This is a genomic window from Nocardia sp. N2S4-5 (assembly GCF_044628355.1).
Lineage (GTDB): Bacteria > Actinomycetota > Actinomycetes > Mycobacteriales > Mycobacteriaceae > Nocardia > Nocardia wallacei_B.
In genome coordinates, this window is record NZ_JBIUPM010000001.1 from 6,851,311 (window position 1) to 6,869,114 (window position 17,804).

A 17,804-nucleotide genomic window follows, 5' to 3' on the forward strand; every position below is an offset into this window, starting at 1 on the left:
CACTCGAGCCATCACCTCGTCGGCTCGACGCGCTCGAGCAACCACCGCGGACCGACCGTGCCGGCTCCGAGGGCCTCCACCCGCCCTCGGAGTCCGCGGTCGGCCGTCACCACGGTGATCGGACCACCGGCGCTGTCGATTGCCTCCGCCACCACGCCGACGATCGCGTCGTCCCCCGACCCCTCCGCCGACACGATCCGCAACCGCCGAAACTCCTCGCCCGCAGCGGCTTTCGCCGCCCCTTCGAGCACGACAACCACGTCCGGCAACTCCGTACTCGCCTCGAGCGCCGCGAGCAACCGCCGCGCCGCGCCCGCACGATCCCGCCACCACCCATCGGGCCGGGACCCCACCACATTCGCGGCATCCACGACGATCACCCCGCGCTCGTCCGACATGCGGTCCTCCCGTTGCCCGTCCTCCACACGGCCAGAACCTACTACAACCACAGCCCCGGACCGGCGGAGAATTTCCGCTGGTCCGGGGCTGAAGTCCGGACTATCCGAGGTTCTCTATGTGCCGAAGGCTCAGGCGCACACCCGATTCAGCTCATCCGTGGCAGGAGTCAGATCGGTGACATTCTCATCGATCAAGGCATCGGCATAACCGGTGATCACGTCCCTTTCCTCGCCCACGGCCACCACCGCCACGCCCGTCAACCGCTCGGACAAGGCCCGCGTGGTGGCATCGTCCATGGTCCCCCCACTGGTGTCGACCGCGGCATTGATCAGCTCGATAGCCTTGGCACAACTGGGCGACATCGCCCGCGCGGGAGCCGCGGGCACAACCTGCAAAACGGCGGCCGCCGTCGCAGCCAACAGAACAGCGGAGAAGAGCTTGATCATGATGTCCTCTGGGAAACTCAACCGATAAGGCCTACGGCTCCGAGGAGCCGACCTCTCGATCGCAAACTTTAGCGTGGTACCGGGTACCGGTGGACCCATCGCCGGCCCGCGACGGCAATCGGACGGACACTTTCGTGGGCGCCGAATCAGGCGGTCAGCCTGGTGTACCAGCCGGGGCCCAAGCCGTCGTACCCGGAATGCTGGTGGCACCCCGCGAGGACGCGCCAGCCCTGGCCGGCCTGGTAGCTCTCGAAGGCGCGGCACTCCTGCTCGCTGTCGAAACGGAACGCGAGGCCGGACTGCGCCTGCGCGGTGGCGACGACCGCGGTGCTTTCGATGACCGTGATGCCGAGGGCGGCGCCGATGGCGATCAGACCGGCGGCGGCGAAGGACTTGAACATGGTGGCTCCTGTGATTGACGGTCTCGGGTGATGGGCGGCTGCGGGCGGTGCTGGATCGTGGGCGATCCAGCACCGCCTTGGTGTCAGCGGACTTCGCGCGCGTTGACGCGGATCTCCTTCGTGCGGTCGCCGTCGCGGAAGGCAACCTTGGTGGGGTTGCCGAAGGCGTCGACGCCGGTGACGGTGCCACCGCTACCGGCGCGAACCGAGTCGCGAACGACGCCGCCGAGATCCTTCTTCGCGACGACGTCGTCGCCCTTCTTGTAGCCCATCTCGGTCCTCCTTGCCGATGACTCCGCGGTGCGGAATCTGGTTGGTTGCCGCCTCTTTCGGTGGGTCGGCCTGTTCAGATTGACCGGCGGTCGAGGGCACGTCCAGAGCTTGCCGCACCATCCATACGCCTACATACGGCCAGGTCAGAGTCCTAATGCTGTTGAGCAGCAACAAGGGCGGGCCGGTGATCATGCTGTGCGTTCGGTGGGTCGAGGTGTGGGCGTTCGTGTTCAATGGCGGGGTGAGCGACGGGGACGGGGATTCGCCGGATTTCGATGCGACACAGATCAAGTCGCGAGAGCAGTTCGGCACGGTGTTGCGAGCCATCAGGGAATCGTCGGAGTTGTCGATCCGTCAGGTCGCCGCGAGATCAGGGGTGTCGCACGGGACGCTGAGTGGATGGTTCGGCGGCAGCGCCGTTCCGGCGAAGGACGCGGCGCCGTTTCTCGCGAGGGTGCTCGAGGTCTGTGGTGCGGCTGATCAGTTCGAGGGATTGTGGGAGGCGGCGAACCGGGTTCGATACATCCCGCGTCCGGCCCGGCAACGCAATTCGCCGTATCGAGGTCTCGAGGCGTACCGGCCGGAGGACGCCGAGCTGTTCTTCGGTCGTGACGATCTGGTCGCTGAACTCGCTGCCCGGGTCGTGGCGGGGCTCGCGGGCGAGGGACCGCGGTTGATCGGGGTGCCGGGGGCGTCGGGTTCGGGTAAGTCGTCGGTATTGCAGGCGGGGTTGCTGGTTGCGCTGGCGGAGCTGAATCGCCCGGCCCGGCGGATGGTTCCGGGCACCGATCCGGATGCTGCGCTGGACGCAGAACTCGAAGCGCTCGGCGATCGTGAGCAGGGCGCGGTCTTGGTCGTCGATCAGGCCGAGGAATTGTGGACCTATAGCGAATCCGCGAATGAAGATCGTCCCGCCACATCACCGGCGCGGTTCGTGGAGCGGCTGGTCGACCTGACCGGAACCGGTGTTGTCGTGGTGTTCGCGATGCGGGTGGACTTTTTCGCGCACGCTTTCGCGGTCCCCGCGCTCGAGCGGGCGTTGACCACCGACGCGGTGCCGGTCGGTCCCATGAGCAAAGACCAGCTCGAGGAGGCGATCACCGAGCCGACGAAGAAGCTCGGTGGCGTGTCGGTCGAGCCGGCCTTGGTGGAGGTGCTGCTTCACGAGCTCGCCGTCGCCGGTGGCGGCGCGCACGATCCCGGCGCCTTGCCTTTGCTCTCGCATGCCCTGGACCAGACCTGGGTAGAGCGCAAGACGGTGTCGAACACGCTTACTGTCGAGCACTACCGCAGCACCGGCGGGATCCGCAAAGCGATCGGGCAATCCGCGGAGAAGGTCTGGAGAGAACTGGACGCGGATCAGGGCAGGGCGGCCGAACGGCTGTTCACCCGGGCAGCGCGCCGCGGTGACACCGGGTTGGTTCGGCTCCTTGTCCGGCCGTCCGAACTGGCTTGGCCCGATCTCGACCGCGGCACCACTGAGCTGGTGATCAGCAAGTTTGTCGCCGCTCGCCTGTTGACCACGACCGGTGACGGCGTGCAGATCACCCATGAAGCGTTGTTGCATGCGTGGAAACGCTTGCGGGACTGGATCGACGAGGACGCCGTGGGTCACGCGCTGCACCTGCGACTGGCCGAACTCGCCCGCGCCTGGGATCCCGCCGACCCGTCGACCCTGCTCAGCGCCGCGCGCACCGAGGAGTACCAACGGTGGCAGACCGACCCGGGTCAGCGTCGTCGCCTCACCGTGGCCGAGAGTGAATTCGTCGCAGCGAGCGCGGCCCACCACGCGGCAGAACGCGAGCGAGAACACCAGCGGTTCCTGCATGAGCGCCGTCAGGTCCGCCGACTCCAGATCTCGGCCGGCGCGCTGATTCTCGTTGTCCTGCTGCTGGTAGGCACGGTCGTCCTGGTCGTGCGGGCACGATCGGAGGTGGTGACCGAACGCCAAACGGCGTGGTCGGTGATGGTGGCCCAGGCTGCCGATCGCCACACCCTTGTCAGTGACCCGAACACGCTGGATATACAGCTCGCCTTGGCCAGCTACGAGCTGTCCGCGCGCGAAGAGGCCGCGACCCTGGTCCGGCAAAAGTGGGATGGAGCACGCCAGTGGCGTAGCGGAATCAATGTGAAGGCCGTTGCGGTGACCGAGGATTCGTCGTTACTGGCGTTGACCGACGGCGCCACTATCGAGATCACCGACCGTCGTCGCCCGCGAGACGGCAACGACCACGCCCGTATCGATGCGACAGCATTGGGCGGTCCGATCAGCGCGATCGCGTTTCGGCCTCGCACGCATCTGTTGGCTGCCGCGGCGGGGACGGATGTGGTTCTGGTCGACGTCGATGCGCCCGAACGAAGGCTCAGCTTGCCGGGGCCGGCCGCGTCTGTTCGTGATCTGGCGTGGGACCCGCCGGGGATGGAACTGGCCGCTGTCACCGAGGCCGGGGTGATCCGCTGGCGCTTCGACGGCCGGGCATGGCAGCGAGCCGACCCCCTCAACGCCGCGATCACGGTCGACTACAGCGGTGACGGGCGCTTGTTAGCCGCGGTCAGGCCGGATGGATCGGGAGTCGAGCTCTGGGAACGTGATCACGAAACGGGTCACCTGCGAGCGCTCGCTCCGATCACGTTGGCCGAACAGGGCGGCGACAGCATGCCGGACAGAGCGCTGGGAGGCTCGCCAAACCCGCCGCAGGGAATCACAGACATCACGTTCGCCTCGTCATCCAAGCCCGTGCTCGCCATCCTGACCGCGCGCGACTACACCGAGTTGGTCACTCACCAGCAGGAAGTGTCCGGTGTGCTGCTGGCGGGAATGGCCACCAGAATGGCTGTGGGTGCCCGTGGGTTCAGTGTGGGGATCGCACTGGGCGAGACCATGGTGACTGTGGATCAATACTTCGATTTCGACAGCCATCCGGTCGAGTCGTGGGCGATGGGTGGCACCACGTACGACCTTCGGGGCGTGGGGAAGAGTACGTCCGCGGTTGCTGTGGCCGATGCGGGCGAGACGTTCATCGTGACCACGCAGGACGGGATGGTCTACGAATGGCAATCCGTGCCGCCGCTCGATCGGCCGATGTCTGTCGAGTCGGTACGGGCGGCGGTCTGCGCGGACTCGGCAGGACTGATCACGGTGGAGGAATGGCGGAACTTGGTGCCCGAGGTGCCGTTTCAACGCTTTTGCTGATTATCCTCATATCGAAACATCGGCACATACAGAACGAGGCGCGATGACGGCACTGCGGGTACATCTCGCGCTTACGGCATGCATGCTCGTCGGCCTCGCCTGGATCGGGAGCAAGCCGAACGGCGGCGGCAGCTCCGTGTTCCTCGGACTCGTTGCGCTGCTCGTCCTCCTGGCCATCGCGTGGCTGATTCTGGTGATCGTCGGCCTCTGGCGCCCGGCGGATTCGCGGCTCTGGGTGACTGCTGCTCCGCTCCTGGTAGCGGCGGTGATCGGAACGCAATTCGTCATCAGTCCACTGGAGGCGCGCTGGCACTTTGCTCAGCCGTCGTTCGATCGTGCGCTCACGGAGGTCCGGGCCGATCCCGACAGCGGAGACGACTACCGATCGGCTGCCCGAGACGAACGGACCCTCGGCAGTTATCAGGTCATCAAGACCTGGAAGACCGGCGCCAACACCTACTTCGCCGTCGAAGGAGCAGGTTCCGCCGGAGGTTCGGGCGGATTCGTCCACCGCCCCCGTGGCGCCGCCGCCGAAGAAGGATGCAACGCACAGAGTGACGAACCCTTGACCGACGAGTGGTTCACCTTCGAGTGCCGATCATAGAAGCGAGGCGCTGTCGCCGCGCCGGCCCGAAAGTAGTCCCTGGCTTGTAGCCGAGTCGGGGATATTTCACCGAGCAACGAAAACGCCCTCCACCCGCTTGCGCTGGTAGAGGGCTTTTATGCTCCCCCATCTGGACTCGAACCAGAAACCTGCCGTTTCCGAGTAGGCGGATTTTCTGACTTCTCGACAGTTCTCAATGATGCCCGTGAGCTGCACGGATAGCGAAAATTTGGATCCCAACGAATCCCGTTGAATCCGGTCGATTCCCGCTGAAAGCGTGTCGTTTGCGTGTCGCTGGTCGAGTCGGCCGAGGAGAGTCTCCAGTTCAACACGCGTCACGGTACGTTGCCATCCACGGTTCAGTCGGCACCGAAGTTCCGGCGATGACCACCCACCGCAGTCACGAAGCGGGCCTTGAAGCCTGACCCAACTCAAGCCGACCGCCGCAATCAAGCCATGACCGACAACATCCGCACATATGTCAAGAGAGGGCCAAAACACGGAGCACCGAGACCCGGGCCGAGCGTCGGGCGCAGTGGCTTGCGGCCCTCAAACGCGGCCCGGAAGTCGCCGGAAGTCATGGGAAGCAACCTCCGGCATGTCATCGACCGACACGCCGGAGGTTCAAACACTTCAGCAATTTGTCAGCAAACTTTACGAAGGCTGCCTCAAGGAAGCGCCGAACGGATTCGAGCGGATGGCGGCTTTCTACGCCGAACGTGCACGTGGCGGTGCGGGTCTGATCGTCACCGGGGGCATCGCGCCGAACGAGGCAGGTCGCCCCTACCCAGGTGGGCCACGATGGACCACCGACGAGGAGGTCGCACAGCACCGGGCGGTTACCGACCCGGCGCACGCCGGCAAAGGCAAGATCGCCATGCAGATCCTGCATTTCGGTCGCTACGCCGACCATCCGGAGCTGGTCGCGCCCGTCCGATACAGGCTGCGATCAGCCCGCATGTTCCGCGCGAACCCACCGATGCCGAGGTCGAACAGACCATAGGCGACTATGTCCGGTGCGCGGTGCTGGCCAAACGCGCCGGGTACGACGGTGTCGAGGGCGCAGCAGCCACAGACGCCGCCCGAGTATGTCGACCCAGCTCGTCAGGGGGTGGAGAGGACTGCGGACGCGGTGTGGAGGTGTACCGCCCGCACCGTTGCAAGCACGCGTAACCTCGCTAGTTGCTGGTGTCGTAGTTGTCCGCGAAGGCCAGCACGCGCGGCGCAAGAGGCATGTAGGGAGGCACCCACAACCGACGCGTGAAGCCTGGACCAGTCTGCAGCGCATACAAACCGCGCCTGCCGTTGAATCGGCCGATCAGTTCCTTCACCGTGGCGGCATCATCGGCCACGTTCGGGTACAGGATCGTGTCCAGTTTCTCTTGCAGCTCGCCCATTAGCGGCTGGATGGCGTTGATCATGTCCAGCACGCTGGGATCAGAAGTCATCTGTTCCAGCTCGCTACGCTTCAGCCACGGCTTGTTCCTGTGCTCCCTAGTGAAGTGGAGCATGTAGCCCCGGTCCATGTACACGTTCACCGCAGGTTCCCTGTGCAGACGTGCCGTGAAGTCATACTTGAACGCGTTGATATCGCCGTGCAGCAGCGCATCGCGCATCTCCACCAACCAGCGATACTCGAACGACGTGCTCAGCAAGTCCTTGAACAAGTCCAGCACTGCTTGCTCTTGCGTGGTCCGTCGACCGAAGGCGTCACGTACGGCACGGATCGACTGATCCTTATGGCTGTGTAGTGCACTCGTGAACGAGATCAATGCCGAACGCAACCTACGCCGTCGCTCATCGATGGCATCCTCATCGGCCCACGAGATTCGGTTGTCTCGTAAATCGGTAAGCACCCCGATCAGCACATCGCAGAATCTGTCGCTCTCATCTGAGATGTGCCGCAATAGCTCACTGTCCAACATCCGCCGAAGCCGGTCATACGCATCGCGGTAACGCCTGTTTTCGTCTTCAGTGAACGAACACACCTTCGTGAAGATGATTGCCACATCGACATTGGGATCACGGTAGCCCAGGATCGCACCGCATGGGTCAGCGGCGGCAACTGCGTCGTCGGCGGCGTCTTGATCCATTTGCTGCTGAGCAGCCTCTAATGCTGCTCGGAAGCTGGCGCCCACCGACAGGATGAGCTGCCGGATCTCGTCATCCGAGGGCAGTCCCTCGGACAGCCAGCGGTGACCGTCGCGCACGATACCGTCGAGAGCGTTTTGAAGAGAACCCTGTGCAGCAGCACGTGTCATCCGGTCCCTGGCATCAAGGGTGTTCACGTAATCCGTCATCGCCGCGCTCATCACCTGGGCCAGTGCACGAAATGTCTCGACGATGATGACCATCGCCGGACTGGTCGGCGGCGGTGCGGTGTCCGGCGAAACACCGTCCTTCCATGCGTCCGAAGCGTTCTCGCAGAAGTCGAACGGGTCATCACCCTCGATGCCGTCGAGGCTCGCGACAAACTCTTCCAGCCGGCCGACCCATTCCCGTACCTGCGCTACGTCGTCTTCCTGTTCCTCTTCCACGTCCTTGCCTTCTTCGAACTGTCACATCTTGTGTGGCTCCCTTCGTGTGGGCAGCCGCACAGCTTCGCACAGAGGTCCGACAAACGCACGGCAATTCCCCGGCGTGTCTTCATCCACCCCCGAGGGCGTATCCGATCACTGGTTTGTCGGACTCGTGTGTCAGCGATCGTTGATGGCCCTCCGAGAAAGCGGGAAACTTTCAAACACCGCGCGGCCGGTAGGGCATCCGTCGTTCACAGTTGCATTCGGGGACCCTACGGAAAGTCATTCGGCCAGACATCTGGTTTCACATTAGGCGGTTTGAGTGATCGGTTTTCACTCCAATCGAACTTCGATCTCGCCCAGCGACCCCCCACCCATTTTCGTACGCGTTCAAAATCAATCTCTTCCGAACCAAAGTCCACATCTTCAAACTTCACGCAGAATTGAAAGCTCGCGTAGAAATTGGCTTTATCCCTAAAAGCGGCCTCACTGAAGTCACAGTATCCAGCAACAGTACCGTCGAATACCGTCTCCCCGTTGAATGTGACCTCCCTGAAGTCTGTTCGATGGCCAGAAAAGCTACAGTCAATGAACCGAACACCACCAAATGAAGCTTTAGCGAAATTCGCCCCTTCATCGAACTCGGTCTCACAGAATGATGTTTCTCCTTCGAAAGTAGCTCCCTTGAGGGTGGCTTCGCGAATTCTCGCACTATCGAAATTCGCCCCTCCCTCAAAGATGCAGTCGTCGAAACTTGGCCAACCAGTAAGTCTGGAGCCTTGAAAATTTGCTTCACCAATAAATCTTGCACCCATAAAGCGGGCCGCACTTTTGAATACCGTATACGAAAAGTCAACATCTTCAAGATGCGCGCCACGGAAATCGAAGTCTACCGTCGACCAACTGAATTCATAACTTCGCAAATGGTCAGCGATAACATGCAATATAGTCCGCCTAACCTCCCGATCGTTTTGCAGATACTCGAAGTGATCCTCGGTCTCAAGAGCAGCATCGGCGACGTCCTTGGACTTCATTACATGTTTGGTTTGATAATTCGATCCACGCTCGGGTGAGTACGGTAACCGCAGATAGCCGCAGAGGACATCGATGCACTGCTGACGTTGCAATCCCTTGGATTCGTTAGCGACGCCAGCCATCGCATACACGCCCGCTATTCGTACTGCCACCTGGTTCGCACCAAGTTGTGCTGCTGCAGCGCCGAACCGTTCGACAAATCGACCTTGTTCAACATCCCGCTGGCGGCGATACGCTACAACCAGCGCAACAACCGCACCTACGCCACCCGCAATTGTAAGTGCAAGCTTAGTGATATCAATAGGATCTGGCGACTTGGTGGTCGGATGCAGGATCTTACGTAGCCCCCACCAGGAGAGCCATGCAATTGAGCCGCCTCCCATCGCCGCAAGAATGACTGCTGGTAAAAGCTCCGTTCTGCGTAGGAGCTTTCTGAATGAGGTTTTAAGCCTTGGCCAGAAAATCTTGAAGGCAAGAATTCCAAGAACAATCAGGAGTACGACCAGTAAATTTGACTCTCGGTGTGTGCGCCAGGCAAGCCAAGCGTCCAAATACAGAGCGAACACGAAGATAGCAAGCCACATAATCACACGAACGGCGATAGCCAGCAGGGCGTACATTCGGTTCGCAAGGCGGCGAGATATTTGCCTTCGTTGCGTGGGCTCACGAAACCAATCCAGCGTCTCTCTCAATTGCGCCAGCATTCGATTATTCTCATCGATCATCTGAACGGCCCCCCTTCGGCGAAAGCTATGACCCGACAACGGTTATTCTATGTGTTAGCAGTCCGTGAGCATGAACCTTTGCCGGAGCCATCCCCCGTCTCGTAGAGGGCCGACGCCGGGTGAGTTTACTATCCGCCCCCCTGACGTCCGCCCCGGTTTGCCCGCCAACCAGCGGTTTTCGAGGTGGTATCTGTCTGGTTGATAGGACTGGTCGGACGGGCAAATAGGAGCTGGGCATGCGAGACAAAACAGGGCGAACCGACTGGACCAGGGAGCAGAACTAGACCGGGAAATCGGCACAGCGGAGATAACTGCTGCTGAGCCTGCATTCGCGGTCTTCGCCGACGGAAGTCTCAATCCAGATTAGGTTGATATCGAGGTCGGAGTTCAGCACAACGCCGAAGCAGGTGCGGGGCCGGTCGCGGTGGGACCGGGGCTGTGTATTCCACCGGTCATACTCGCCGTCGGGTTCGATGTCGTCGGGATCGATATCGGCGATCTGGCACAGCGCCAAGAAGATGACCTCGACGGCTGGCCAGGTCGGGAGCGTGGTAGCGATCAAGGTGCGGCGGATCGTCTCGTGGTTGGCGGTCCCCTTCAGTTGTGTCTCGTCCAGTTCTTCGATGGCCCTGGCGATCTCCCGGATCGGGGGATCGTTCGCCGCGATGTAGAACCGCCACAGCATGTCGATCAGTTGCTCGTGGTTGGCAGGCACGTCGATCCGTTTGGACAAGCGCCGAGGCATGGCGGGTTCTCCTCATCATCAGCCAGCTATGACAACTGATACCACTTTTTGACTGCCTTTCACCAGCGTATGACTGACACTTCTCATCGATAGACCGAGCATGATTCGTCGTCGACTTTTGTTGAATACCAGTCGAATTCGCAGTTCAGCATTGATGTGCGGAGTCGACGGGCTCCGCGCGCTCCGGCGGTAGGAGCGCTCCATGACCTTGCCGCCCAGTCCACGGGCGGCGAGCGTTGCAGGAGGTTCATGGGTTACGACACCGACACCGAGTGGCATCAGCTGCTGTCCGAAAGGAACATGCTCCGGGGTGAACTGGACGCGCTGACAGACGCTGTTCGCAGGTATCACGAGGAACGGCACGCGGGCGTGACGCGTTGGTGCGAGGCCTGAGGTTCACCCCGGGTTGTGGACACCGAGTTGACAGGATCACTGATCCTGTTGAAAGGATGTCTGCATGCCTCCTCGTAAGCGCCGGTCGTTCACGGCCGAGTACAAGGTCGAGGCTGCGCATCGTGTGATCGATTCCGGTCGCACGGTCGCCGAAGTTGCCCGGGAACTGGGCATTCACGAGAGTCTGCTGGGGACGTGGGTCAAAGACGAGCGGCGCAGGATCGCTGCCGCCGAGATTCATGGTGAAAAACCCCTCGATGCGGCGGAGCGAGCCGAGTTGCAGCGACTGCGAAGGCAGGTCGCTGACCAGGACAAAGACATCGCGTTCCTGAAAAAAGCGTCGGCGTACTTTGCCGCGATGCAGACGAACCGGCCCGGTTCGATCTGATGGCCGAGTACGCCGGCCCCGACACTGTCACCGGCGTTGCTGGTACTGATCAGCCTGCAGGGCACCGGTTTTCGATTCGCCGCATGGCACGACTGCTGCAGGTGTCGAAGTCGGGCTACTACGCGTATGTGAAGCGCAGGGCGGCAACGGTTCTCACCGACCGGCAGCAGCGGCGTGCGGATCTGGAAACGAAGATCGCCACGGTGCATCGCGAATCGCACGGCACCTACGGATCACCGCGTATCACCGGTGAGCTACGCGATCAGGGCGAACGGGTCTCAGCCAAGACCGTCGCCAAGATCATGGCCTCCGCCGGGCTCGAAGGGATCAGTCCCCGAACGTTCAAAGTGCGCACCACCGTGGCCGATCCGGCGGCGTCGTTCCCGCCGGATCTGGTGAAGCGCTGCTTCGACCAGGGCCGCCCCGACGCTGTCTGGACGACCGATATCACCTACCTGACCTGTGGTCACGGGGATCTGTTCCTCTGCGCTATCCGTGACGGCCACACCCGCAAGGTGCTCGGCTACAGCCTGGCCGATCATATCGGCGCCGATATGGTCACCGAAGCCATCGATGCCGCGGTCGCGGTGCGCGGCGGCCGAGCCCAGGGCACGATCCTGCACTCGGATCGCGGCGGGGAGTTCACCGCGCATCTGACCGCGCAAGCCTGCCGGCGGCACGGGCTGCGCCGGTCGATGGGAGCGACCGGAATATGCTGGGACAACAGCCCTTCCGAATCGCTGTGGTCAAGTTTCAAACACGAGCACTACTACCGGCACACCTACGCGACGAAGACCGAACTCGTTGTCTCGGTTGACAAGTGGATGAACTACTACAACACTACCCGGCGGCACTCCGCGATCGGGAACCAAAGCCCCGACAACTACGAGCGTTCACTTCGAACCGCTGCCGCCTGAAAATCTGTAAGCCCCTGTCCACCATCCGGGGTGAACCTCAGCCGAGCCGTGCCGCCTTGCAATCTGTTCGGTGAACCGTCAGTCGATATCCCCATGGACGGCACGACGATTGCGTTCGCGACTGCCGGCCTCCGGAGGCTGCTGCGTGGTTTGGACACTGCGGGGATCGGCGCGGAGCACTTCCCGTGGCCGCCGCCGGAAGATCCGCACCGCAGTCCGTACCGCGGCTGGCGGCCGCTGGAAGCCGTCGACGCCGCAGTATATTTCGGGCGCGACCGCGAAATCGGAACGGCGCTCGACGTGCTGCGCACGATGCGGGTGGGCGTGAGCGGGTCGATCTTCGCTATCCTCGGTCCGTCCGGCACGGGAAAGTCGTCATTTCTGCGGGCCGGGCTATTGCGGCGGCTCGCTCGTGACGAGCGACACTTCGCCGTCCTGGATATCGTCCGTCCCGCACGGACGGTTTGGTCCGGTTCTCACGGCTTTGCCGCCGCACTACATCGCACGCGGCCGCTGTCCCGACTCACAGCCGCGACCTGAAGCTCTCCTCGCATGATTCACAGACATCTGCGAGAACCGACATGGCCTGGATCGAGGCGGTTCAGATTCCGCACACCTCTCTGAACGGTGGTGTGAAGTGCGGATTCAAGCTCCTGAAGTTGGGCGTGTCGAGTATCGCCCAACGTTCCCACTCGAGGTGGGGCCCTGCACGTGCGGCGACATCGGCTTGTATGTGGTCGACGAACATCTGTGCGTGCGATTCCCATCCAGAGGCTGCGCGAGTGGTCACTGCCCTCAGCAGATCGAGCAGCGGCTGTCGTGGTGCTCCGATCACCGTCACTTCCTCGCACAGAACGAAACTGACATAGATGAGTGCCTCTGCAAGGGCCGAGTTCATCACCGCCTCAAGCAATTTCGCATTGCGCGCCAGTGCTGCCACACCTGCATCCTCGCTCTGTGCGAATAGCCACGCTGCAACACGCCAGAGGGTGTCTTGATCCTCACCGTTGGGAGTAGTGGCGACGAGCCGGAGAGCTACATCCAAGGCGCGAGGGTGCCGGGTTCGCATCAGCGCCTCGAGCGCTAGGACCTGCACACGCAGGTCCACTTCCCCATCGACCATGCTGGTCAACGCAGAGAGCACTGGCTCGACGAATTGGCGCGGGATCGACAGACGCCCAAGGGTCAATGCCGCGTATTCGCGCATCGACGCACTGGGATCTTCTACGAGAACCTGGACCAGAGCTCGAATCATCTTGGGTGTCACCTCCCCGGTGGAGGCGCGTGACACTGCGCTGGCAGCCGCGGCACGCACAGCAGGATCCGAATCCTGCATGAGGAGATTAAGCAGAGCCGCGCATTGGGTCGGACTTTCTCGTCGCAGGTGTTGGGCCACTGCGTAGCGGATCACAGGGTCTGGATCGGTCGCGCTGGGCAGAACGGCTTCGCCGCCGCCGGGCAGCAACCTGGCCAAGAACCTCACCGCGACACATCGTCGGGATGGCGTAACGTCCCGATCATTCGCCAACCTCTCGAGTGCCGCGAAACCGTCGTCACTCCTACTATCGAGGAACGAGCGCGTGAAACGGTGTCGCGCCGTGGGCGAAGCTCGCGATGCGGCTGAGCCCCAGGCCGGGATTGGTGCCAGGGCCGCATGCCATCTGGAACTGGTCGCTCCAGAAATACTCGCCATCGTTCGGCCGGATAACTTCGCGGCCGTCAGACCCGTACCACCTGGGGCGATCCCAGAAGTCATCACACTCGGGCAACTGCAGCAAAGCTGCAACGACTGCGGTGTGTTTGTACCGCTGACGCGGCGGTGTGGCCGCCATCAGCCGCTCCGCCGCAGCCAGCCAGTCACGGTCGGTGGTCTCAGCCGATTCCAAGAAGAGGATCAACTGGTCGATATAGTCCTCCACGGTGCGGCGATCGAGTTCGCCTGGGCCAGGAGGACGCCTGCCAGGAGGCCCCAATTGGTTCCAATAGAAGTTGCGCTCCTCATTGGAGCGATGCGGATTGGCCTGCAACCCAGCGAGGATCACGAACAGTTCGGAGACCACCTCGTAGGCCGGCGTGTCCGCGCAATTGCAGCCGACATAGTCGATCAACGCCTCGATGTGGTCTCGGTTGCGCTCGTGCTGGGCCACGTCCATGTCGTTGATGACGCTCGCAGCGAGAGCCAGGGCAGCGTGCAGAGGATCGTTTCCACTGGTGACCATTGCGGTGAGAACACCCATGAGCGGGTCGATAGCGCTATCGATTCCGGCGGTGTGCGTCCACACTTCGCTCCAGTCGTCCGACAGGTGCAGGTGCACGCGAGCGGTGGGGTCGATGAGCTCGGTGTGTGTCGCCAAGTACTCGGCGACCAGGTACTCCATCATCGTGCGATGCAAAAACAGGTACATCGAATCGCGACCGTCGCGGATGTCGCCGTCGCGTACCAGAATTCCGGTGTCGCTGGTCAACATGGTGGCTGCGCGGCTCGCCGTGACACCGGTCGTCTGGGTAAGCGCGGAGAGGTGTCGCCGCAGCACCGATGAGGGGATCCGGTCGACCCACCCGTTCGGGTCGGTGGCGAGTCGGAACGCCAGCGGGGCAGGGACATCCATCAGGAACGCCTCGCGCTCGATCGGGTCGACCGGCAGGCTGCTGGCATCAGGGTCGGCGCGGCGGCGGTTGTCGCCGCGCAGGAACTGCCGCAGAGTACGACTGAAGAGCACGGTGACACTGGTGGGTAGTTCGTCGGTGTTATCCGCGGCAAGGTTGCAAAGCAGCGCCAGCATCAACGGGATCTTCGCCAGGTCACGGAACACCGTGCGATAGATCAGCGTGATGACCTGCCGCTCGCGTTCCGGTGGCAGTTGCCATGTGTGCACATACGGTTCGGGGTTGGCGAACCCCAGCGCCGTAGCCTCGGCTTGAAATGGACTGTGCCGATCGAACACATGCGACGCGGTCGTGCGAGCGGTCACGACGATATGGGCCGGACTGGCGGCCGCGTACTCGCGCAGCAATACCGTGAGTGTTTCCCGTGCCGCAGGGTTGGTCTCGTCGAGCGCATCGAGCAGAAAGACGATTCCGTGGCCGTCATTGAGTCGTCGCTCGAGGAAGGTGCGCATTTCAGCGCGCATGTCAGGATCGTGCTCGGCCAGGACCCCCAAGGCCGCCGTCGTCAAGTCCTGCGCCGTGAGCGGGGAAGAGCCGGGCCGGGCCGGCATTCGTGACGCGAGTGCATCACAGCGCATCAGGACCGGCAGGTCGATCGCGTCGAGGTCGATGCCACTGTCCAGTTGGCCGACTGCCTTCTCCGCCATGCGAATTGCGTGCATCTGGATGGACCACGACTTGCCGATCCCTGGTGTGCCGAGCAGCAGCAGGTTTCGGTATTGCTCGACCGCTCTCCGGATCGGGATGCGCTCCGAGCACTCCTCCGTGGAGCTGTTGCGGATCTGCACGCATGGTTCGGTGTCATCGTCTTCATCGCGCCATCCGGATGGCGGCCGCAGAACAGGGATGGGGTCATCAGGCCGCCAGTTCGCGTGCGGGCGCGGCAATGGCGACTGTGACGTCCGCCAGCCCCCCTCCGGGCGCGATGAGCTCGGAGGAGGAGTCTGTGACGGACGCCAGCCCTGGGGGCGTGACGGGCTCTGCGGAACCTGTGACGGACGCTCCCTCGGCCGCGTCACAGGCGCCATCGCCGAGGGATCAGGGTGAGATGCCAGATAGGGCAGGCGGCGAAGGAAACCTCGAGTCGTGTCCGCAGTGTGCACACACCACCGTCGAAGCTCGCGCCGAAGGGCGTCTTCTCCCCCGGGCGCGGAGTCCGTAACCTCGGCGCGGGCGCGCTCCCACAACGCCCCGAAGTCCGGTGCGGTGTAGCGCGAGTCTCGCTTGGTCGCCTCGCGAATCAGTAGATCTGTAACCAAACGAAGCTCGCGAATTTCGCGTGGACAACCCCGACCCCGCATCCACCGCGAAAGTTTATCCGCGGTAACAGGTTTCCGTCGCAGAGCTTCCCACCGAACCGCGCGTTGTGGATTCCCGCCGGCCCGATCCAGAGCCTGCGTATCGAACTGCCTCACCACAGCCGCGAGGAGCTGCGCATTGGTCATCCCGGCCGCATCCCGCGCGGCAGTCAGCGCCTCGGCCAGATCCGCCAGCCCCGGCCGGTCGATGTCGGTCATCGTTGCCCCGACCGTTCGGCCGTCCTCTCGCAATCTGATTCGGACCTCGTCAGATCTGAATCAGAAACCATCCCGCGGCCGCCTGAACTGCGCACACAGGTGAGCTTACGTCGCGAACCCGCAGGACGATGTGCCTTTCCGCCTTACCTAGCGGTGCACCGGCCAACAGCCGACTGCACCGAAACCGAAAGGCGCCCATGATGTTTCCACCCACTCCCGCACTGCCCTCACCAGAACCCCTGCCCTGCCGCGCACAAGGCGGACGGCGCTGCACCGCCTGCCCGTTCGTGCGCTCCCGTGCCTGCGGCCAGGAACCGGAGCGACCGACCGGCCGCCTCGCTCCGGCCGACGCGGCCCCGCAGGACGCCATCCCGCCCGAGCCCGAACTCTTGTCGCCGACCAGGTCACTGCGGAACCTGCCTGCCCACAGCCCAGGCTGGCTGCGCCGCAACAGACTGACGCTGACCGCCGGCGCTGCCGATGCCGCCGCCTTCGTCTGCTACGTGATCGACCACCACTCGCTGGGCGATACCCTGCGCGAGACAGCCTGTGGCCTGCGCATCGCGGCGGCTGCCGAAAAGATCCGCCGCGAGATACACTAACCACACCAACGCGACGCGCGACTGAATCGCGCCCACGCGCAGAAGCCCACCAAAGAGGTGCCGCGCCACAGCGAGGCACCTCTTTTCTGCGCCCCTCCGCGCCCGCAGGGCTTGGCCGACAAGGCGACGGTGACAGCAGGCCCGCCCTCACCGAACCAATTGCCCGCGTGCCCAATCGCCGCGCCCATGCCGAGCATGGGCGCGGGTTTGCGATGATCAGCCGATGCAGCCGTTCCTCGTGCAGATCGTCGGTGGAGCAACGTCCTTGAAGGACTGGCTGCCCCTAGCCTCATCACTGGTCATCGCCTCAGCCGCCTACACCGGTGTCATCGTCTCCAACCGCACCAACCTGCGCGCCATCACCGCCGCCGACGCCCGCGAGCACACCAAATGGCGCCGCGAGACACTGCTTCGCCTGAGCTCGGAAGCCGTCGAGCACGCCTTGACCGTGCAGGCCTGCTACACCAAACTCGTACACCTGCCACTGCCGCCGGACCCCACCGTCTTCGACAAGATTCGCGACGAGTCCCGCAACGCCGAGATCGCCCTGAACGGCACCGCCGCGGCGCTCGGAATGCTGGGAGCCGCCAAGGCTTCCACCGCATGCGGGGACCTCTACCTCGCAGCCACCGACACCGAACTGCTTCGCACAGCAGGCAACCTGATCAACGCAAAAACCGTTGCCGAACAGGCCGATCCACAGAACCCGTCTCCCAAATCGGCTGTCCATACCGCCGAGCAGGCATTCAAGGTCAAGTTCGACCAGATCGACATCGGCAGGAAGGCGTTGATCGAGGCCGCCGGCGAGGAGCTCACCGCCCTCGACAACCCCACCTCTGCCGACCAGCCCAAGGCACACCGAGGGATTCCTTCACCACCACCCTCGGCGACCGGCTCCAACCCACACACCGACCCTTCGGACAAGCCACATCCCGGACCCGCCTTCAAGGCTAACCCCGCACCCACCTCCCAGCCTTGAC

Annotated in this window: 18 protein-coding genes; 9 read left to right on the top strand and 9 right to left on the bottom strand. The window is 63.2% G+C overall.

The window, feature by feature from the left end:
- Positions 1–11: 11 nt before the first annotated feature.
- The 4 genes from ACFMRZ_RS31745 to ACFMRZ_RS31760 all read right to left on the bottom strand — a co-directional run bounded on the left by ACFMRZ_RS31745 (position 12) and on the right by ACFMRZ_RS31760 (position 1,518).
- The gene (locus ACFMRZ_RS31745) at positions 12–398 is read right to left on the bottom strand and encodes a hypothetical protein (protein ID WP_400181905.1); all 387 of its coding nucleotides are present in this window, start codon (positions 396–398) and stop codon (positions 12–14) included.
- Between the two features lie 129 nt (positions 399–527).
- A complete protein-coding gene (locus tag ACFMRZ_RS31750; protein WP_400181906.1) occupies positions 528–845 on the bottom strand; it encodes a hypothetical protein in 318 nt (105 codons plus the stop codon).
- Between the two features lie 146 nt (positions 846–991).
- Positions 992–1,246 carry a hypothetical protein gene (locus ACFMRZ_RS31755; protein ID WP_400181907.1) on the bottom strand — a complete coding sequence of 85 codons (255 nt, stop codon included), beginning with the start codon at positions 1,244–1,246 and terminating at the stop codon, positions 992–994.
- 83 nt (positions 1,247–1,329) lie between these two features.
- Positions 1,330–1,518, bottom strand: a complete 189-nt coding sequence (locus ACFMRZ_RS31760) for a hypothetical protein (RefSeq protein ID WP_280367154.1) — start codon at positions 1,516–1,518, stop codon at positions 1,330–1,332.
- A gap of 155 nt (positions 1,519–1,673) precedes the next feature.
- On the opposite strand from ACFMRZ_RS31760, the gene ACFMRZ_RS31765 reads away from it, so the two are divergent.
- From ACFMRZ_RS31765 to ACFMRZ_RS31775, 3 genes are all read left to right on the top strand, one after another.
- Positions 1,674–4,712: a helix-turn-helix domain-containing protein gene (locus ACFMRZ_RS31765; protein ID WP_400181908.1), complete on the top strand. Its 3,039-nt coding sequence runs from the start codon at positions 1,674–1,676 to the stop codon at positions 4,710–4,712.
- Between the two features lie 43 nt (positions 4,713–4,755).
- A complete protein-coding gene (locus ACFMRZ_RS31770; RefSeq protein ID WP_400181910.1) occupies positions 4,756–5,316 on the top strand; it encodes a hypothetical protein in 561 nt (186 codons plus the stop codon).
- Between the two features lie 598 nt (positions 5,317–5,914).
- The gene (locus ACFMRZ_RS31775; protein WP_400181911.1) at positions 5,915–6,319 is read left to right on the top strand and encodes a hypothetical protein; all 405 of its coding nucleotides are present in this window, start codon (positions 5,915–5,917) and stop codon (positions 6,317–6,319) included.
- Positions 6,320–6,494: 175 nt separating this feature from the next.
- Here the strand turns inward: ACFMRZ_RS31775 and ACFMRZ_RS31780 are convergent, their stop codons facing one another.
- The 3 genes from ACFMRZ_RS31780 to ACFMRZ_RS31790 form a co-directional block, all read right to left on the bottom strand.
- Complete coding sequence (locus tag ACFMRZ_RS31780) at positions 6,495–7,853, bottom strand: hypothetical protein (protein ID WP_400181912.1); 1,359 nt, start codon at positions 7,851–7,853, stop codon at positions 6,495–6,497.
- A gap of 254 nt (positions 7,854–8,107) precedes the next feature.
- Positions 8,108–9,595, bottom strand: a complete 1,488-nt coding sequence (locus ACFMRZ_RS31785; RefSeq protein ID WP_400181913.1) for a pentapeptide repeat-containing protein — start codon at positions 9,593–9,595, stop codon at positions 8,108–8,110.
- 280 nt (positions 9,596–9,875) lie between these two features.
- The gene (locus ACFMRZ_RS31790; protein ID WP_400181914.1) at positions 9,876–10,340 is read right to left on the bottom strand and encodes a hypothetical protein; all 465 of its coding nucleotides are present in this window, start codon (positions 10,338–10,340) and stop codon (positions 9,876–9,878) included.
- 249 nt (positions 10,341–10,589) lie between these two features.
- Here ACFMRZ_RS31790 and ACFMRZ_RS31795 point away from each other — a divergent pair, with 249 nt between their 5' ends.
- The 4 genes from ACFMRZ_RS31795 to ACFMRZ_RS31810 all read left to right on the top strand — a co-directional run bounded on the left by ACFMRZ_RS31795 (position 10,590) and on the right by ACFMRZ_RS31810 (position 12,578).
- Positions 10,590–10,733 (top strand): hypothetical protein, encoded by a 144-nt coding sequence (locus tag ACFMRZ_RS31795; RefSeq protein ID WP_400181915.1) that lies wholly within the window; start codon positions 10,590–10,592, stop codon positions 10,731–10,733.
- 64 nt (positions 10,734–10,797) lie between these two features.
- Positions 10,798–11,121 (top strand): transposase, encoded by a 324-nt coding sequence (locus ACFMRZ_RS31800; protein WP_280330709.1) that lies wholly within the window; start codon positions 10,798–10,800, stop codon positions 11,119–11,121.
- Complete coding sequence (locus ACFMRZ_RS31805) at positions 11,121–12,038, top strand: IS3 family transposase (protein ID WP_400177742.1); 918 nt, start codon at positions 11,121–11,123, stop codon at positions 12,036–12,038. Before ACFMRZ_RS31800 ends, ACFMRZ_RS31805 begins: the two co-directional genes overlap by 1 nt.
- A gap of 93 nt (positions 12,039–12,131) precedes the next feature.
- A complete protein-coding gene (locus ACFMRZ_RS31810) occupies positions 12,132–12,578 on the top strand; it encodes a hypothetical protein (RefSeq protein ID WP_400181916.1) in 447 nt (148 codons plus the stop codon).
- Positions 12,579–12,639: 61 nt separating this feature from the next.
- On the opposite strand, the gene ACFMRZ_RS31815 is transcribed toward ACFMRZ_RS31810, so the two are convergent.
- On the bottom strand, positions 12,640–13,512 hold the full coding sequence (locus tag ACFMRZ_RS31815; protein WP_400181917.1) for a HEAT repeat domain-containing protein: 873 nt from the start codon (positions 13,510–13,512) through the stop codon (positions 12,640–12,642).
- Positions 13,513–13,600: 88 nt separating this feature from the next.
- The gene (locus ACFMRZ_RS31820; protein ID WP_400181918.1) at positions 13,601–15,493 is read right to left on the bottom strand and encodes an NACHT domain-containing protein; all 1,893 of its coding nucleotides are present in this window, start codon (positions 15,491–15,493) and stop codon (positions 13,601–13,603) included.
- A gap of 926 nt (positions 15,494–16,419) precedes the next feature.
- Between ACFMRZ_RS31820 and ACFMRZ_RS31825 the strand changes: the two genes are divergently transcribed.
- The gene (locus ACFMRZ_RS31825) at positions 16,420–16,824 is read left to right on the top strand and encodes a hypothetical protein (RefSeq protein WP_400181919.1); all 405 of its coding nucleotides are present in this window, start codon (positions 16,420–16,422) and stop codon (positions 16,822–16,824) included.
- 223 nt (positions 16,825–17,047) lie between these two features.
- On the top strand, positions 17,048–17,803 hold the full coding sequence (locus ACFMRZ_RS31830) for a hypothetical protein (RefSeq protein ID WP_400181920.1): 756 nt from the start codon (positions 17,048–17,050) through the stop codon (positions 17,801–17,803).
- The last annotated feature ends 1 nt before the right edge of the window (position 17,804 follow it).

Coding starts and splice junctions, on each gene's coding strand:
- ACFMRZ_RS31745 (WP_400181905.1), bottom strand. CDS start 398: ATGTCGGACGAGCGCGGGGTGATCGTCGTGGATGCCGCGAATGTGGTG.
- ACFMRZ_RS31750 (WP_400181906.1), bottom strand. CDS start 845: ATGATCAAGCTCTTCTCCGCTGTTCTGTTGGCTGCGACGGCGGCCGCC.
- ACFMRZ_RS31755 (WP_400181907.1), bottom strand. CDS start 1,246: ATGTTCAAGTCCTTCGCCGCCGCCGGTCTGATCGCCATCGGCGCCGCC.
- ACFMRZ_RS31760 (WP_280367154.1), bottom strand. CDS start 1,518: ATGGGCTACAAGAAGGGCGACGACGTCGTCGCGAAGAAGGATCTCGGC.
- ACFMRZ_RS31765 (WP_400181908.1), top strand. CDS start 1,674: ATGCTGTTGAGCAGCAACAAGGGCGGGCCGGTGATCATGCTGTGCGTT.
- ACFMRZ_RS31770 (WP_400181910.1), top strand. CDS start 4,756: ATGACGGCACTGCGGGTACATCTCGCGCTTACGGCATGCATGCTCGTC.
- ACFMRZ_RS31775 (WP_400181911.1), top strand. CDS start 5,915: ATGTCATCGACCGACACGCCGGAGGTTCAAACACTTCAGCAATTTGTC.
- ACFMRZ_RS31785 (WP_400181913.1), bottom strand. CDS start 9,595: ATGATCGATGAGAATAATCGAATGCTGGCGCAATTGAGAGAGACGCTG.
- ACFMRZ_RS31790 (WP_400181914.1), bottom strand. CDS start 10,340: ATGCCTCGGCGCTTGTCCAAACGGATCGACGTGCCTGCCAACCACGAG.
- ACFMRZ_RS31795 (WP_400181915.1), top strand. CDS start 10,590: ATGGGTTACGACACCGACACCGAGTGGCATCAGCTGCTGTCCGAAAGG.
- ACFMRZ_RS31800 (WP_280330709.1), top strand. CDS start 10,798: ATGCCTCCTCGTAAGCGCCGGTCGTTCACGGCCGAGTACAAGGTCGAG.
- ACFMRZ_RS31805 (WP_400177742.1), top strand. CDS start 11,121: ATGGCCGAGTACGCCGGCCCCGACACTGTCACCGGCGTTGCTGGTACT.
- ACFMRZ_RS31810 (WP_400181916.1), top strand. CDS start 12,132: ATGGACGGCACGACGATTGCGTTCGCGACTGCCGGCCTCCGGAGGCTG.
- ACFMRZ_RS31825 (WP_400181919.1), top strand. CDS start 16,420: ATGATGTTTCCACCCACTCCCGCACTGCCCTCACCAGAACCCCTGCCC.
- ACFMRZ_RS31830 (WP_400181920.1), top strand. CDS start 17,048: ATGCAGCCGTTCCTCGTGCAGATCGTCGGTGGAGCAACGTCCTTGAAG.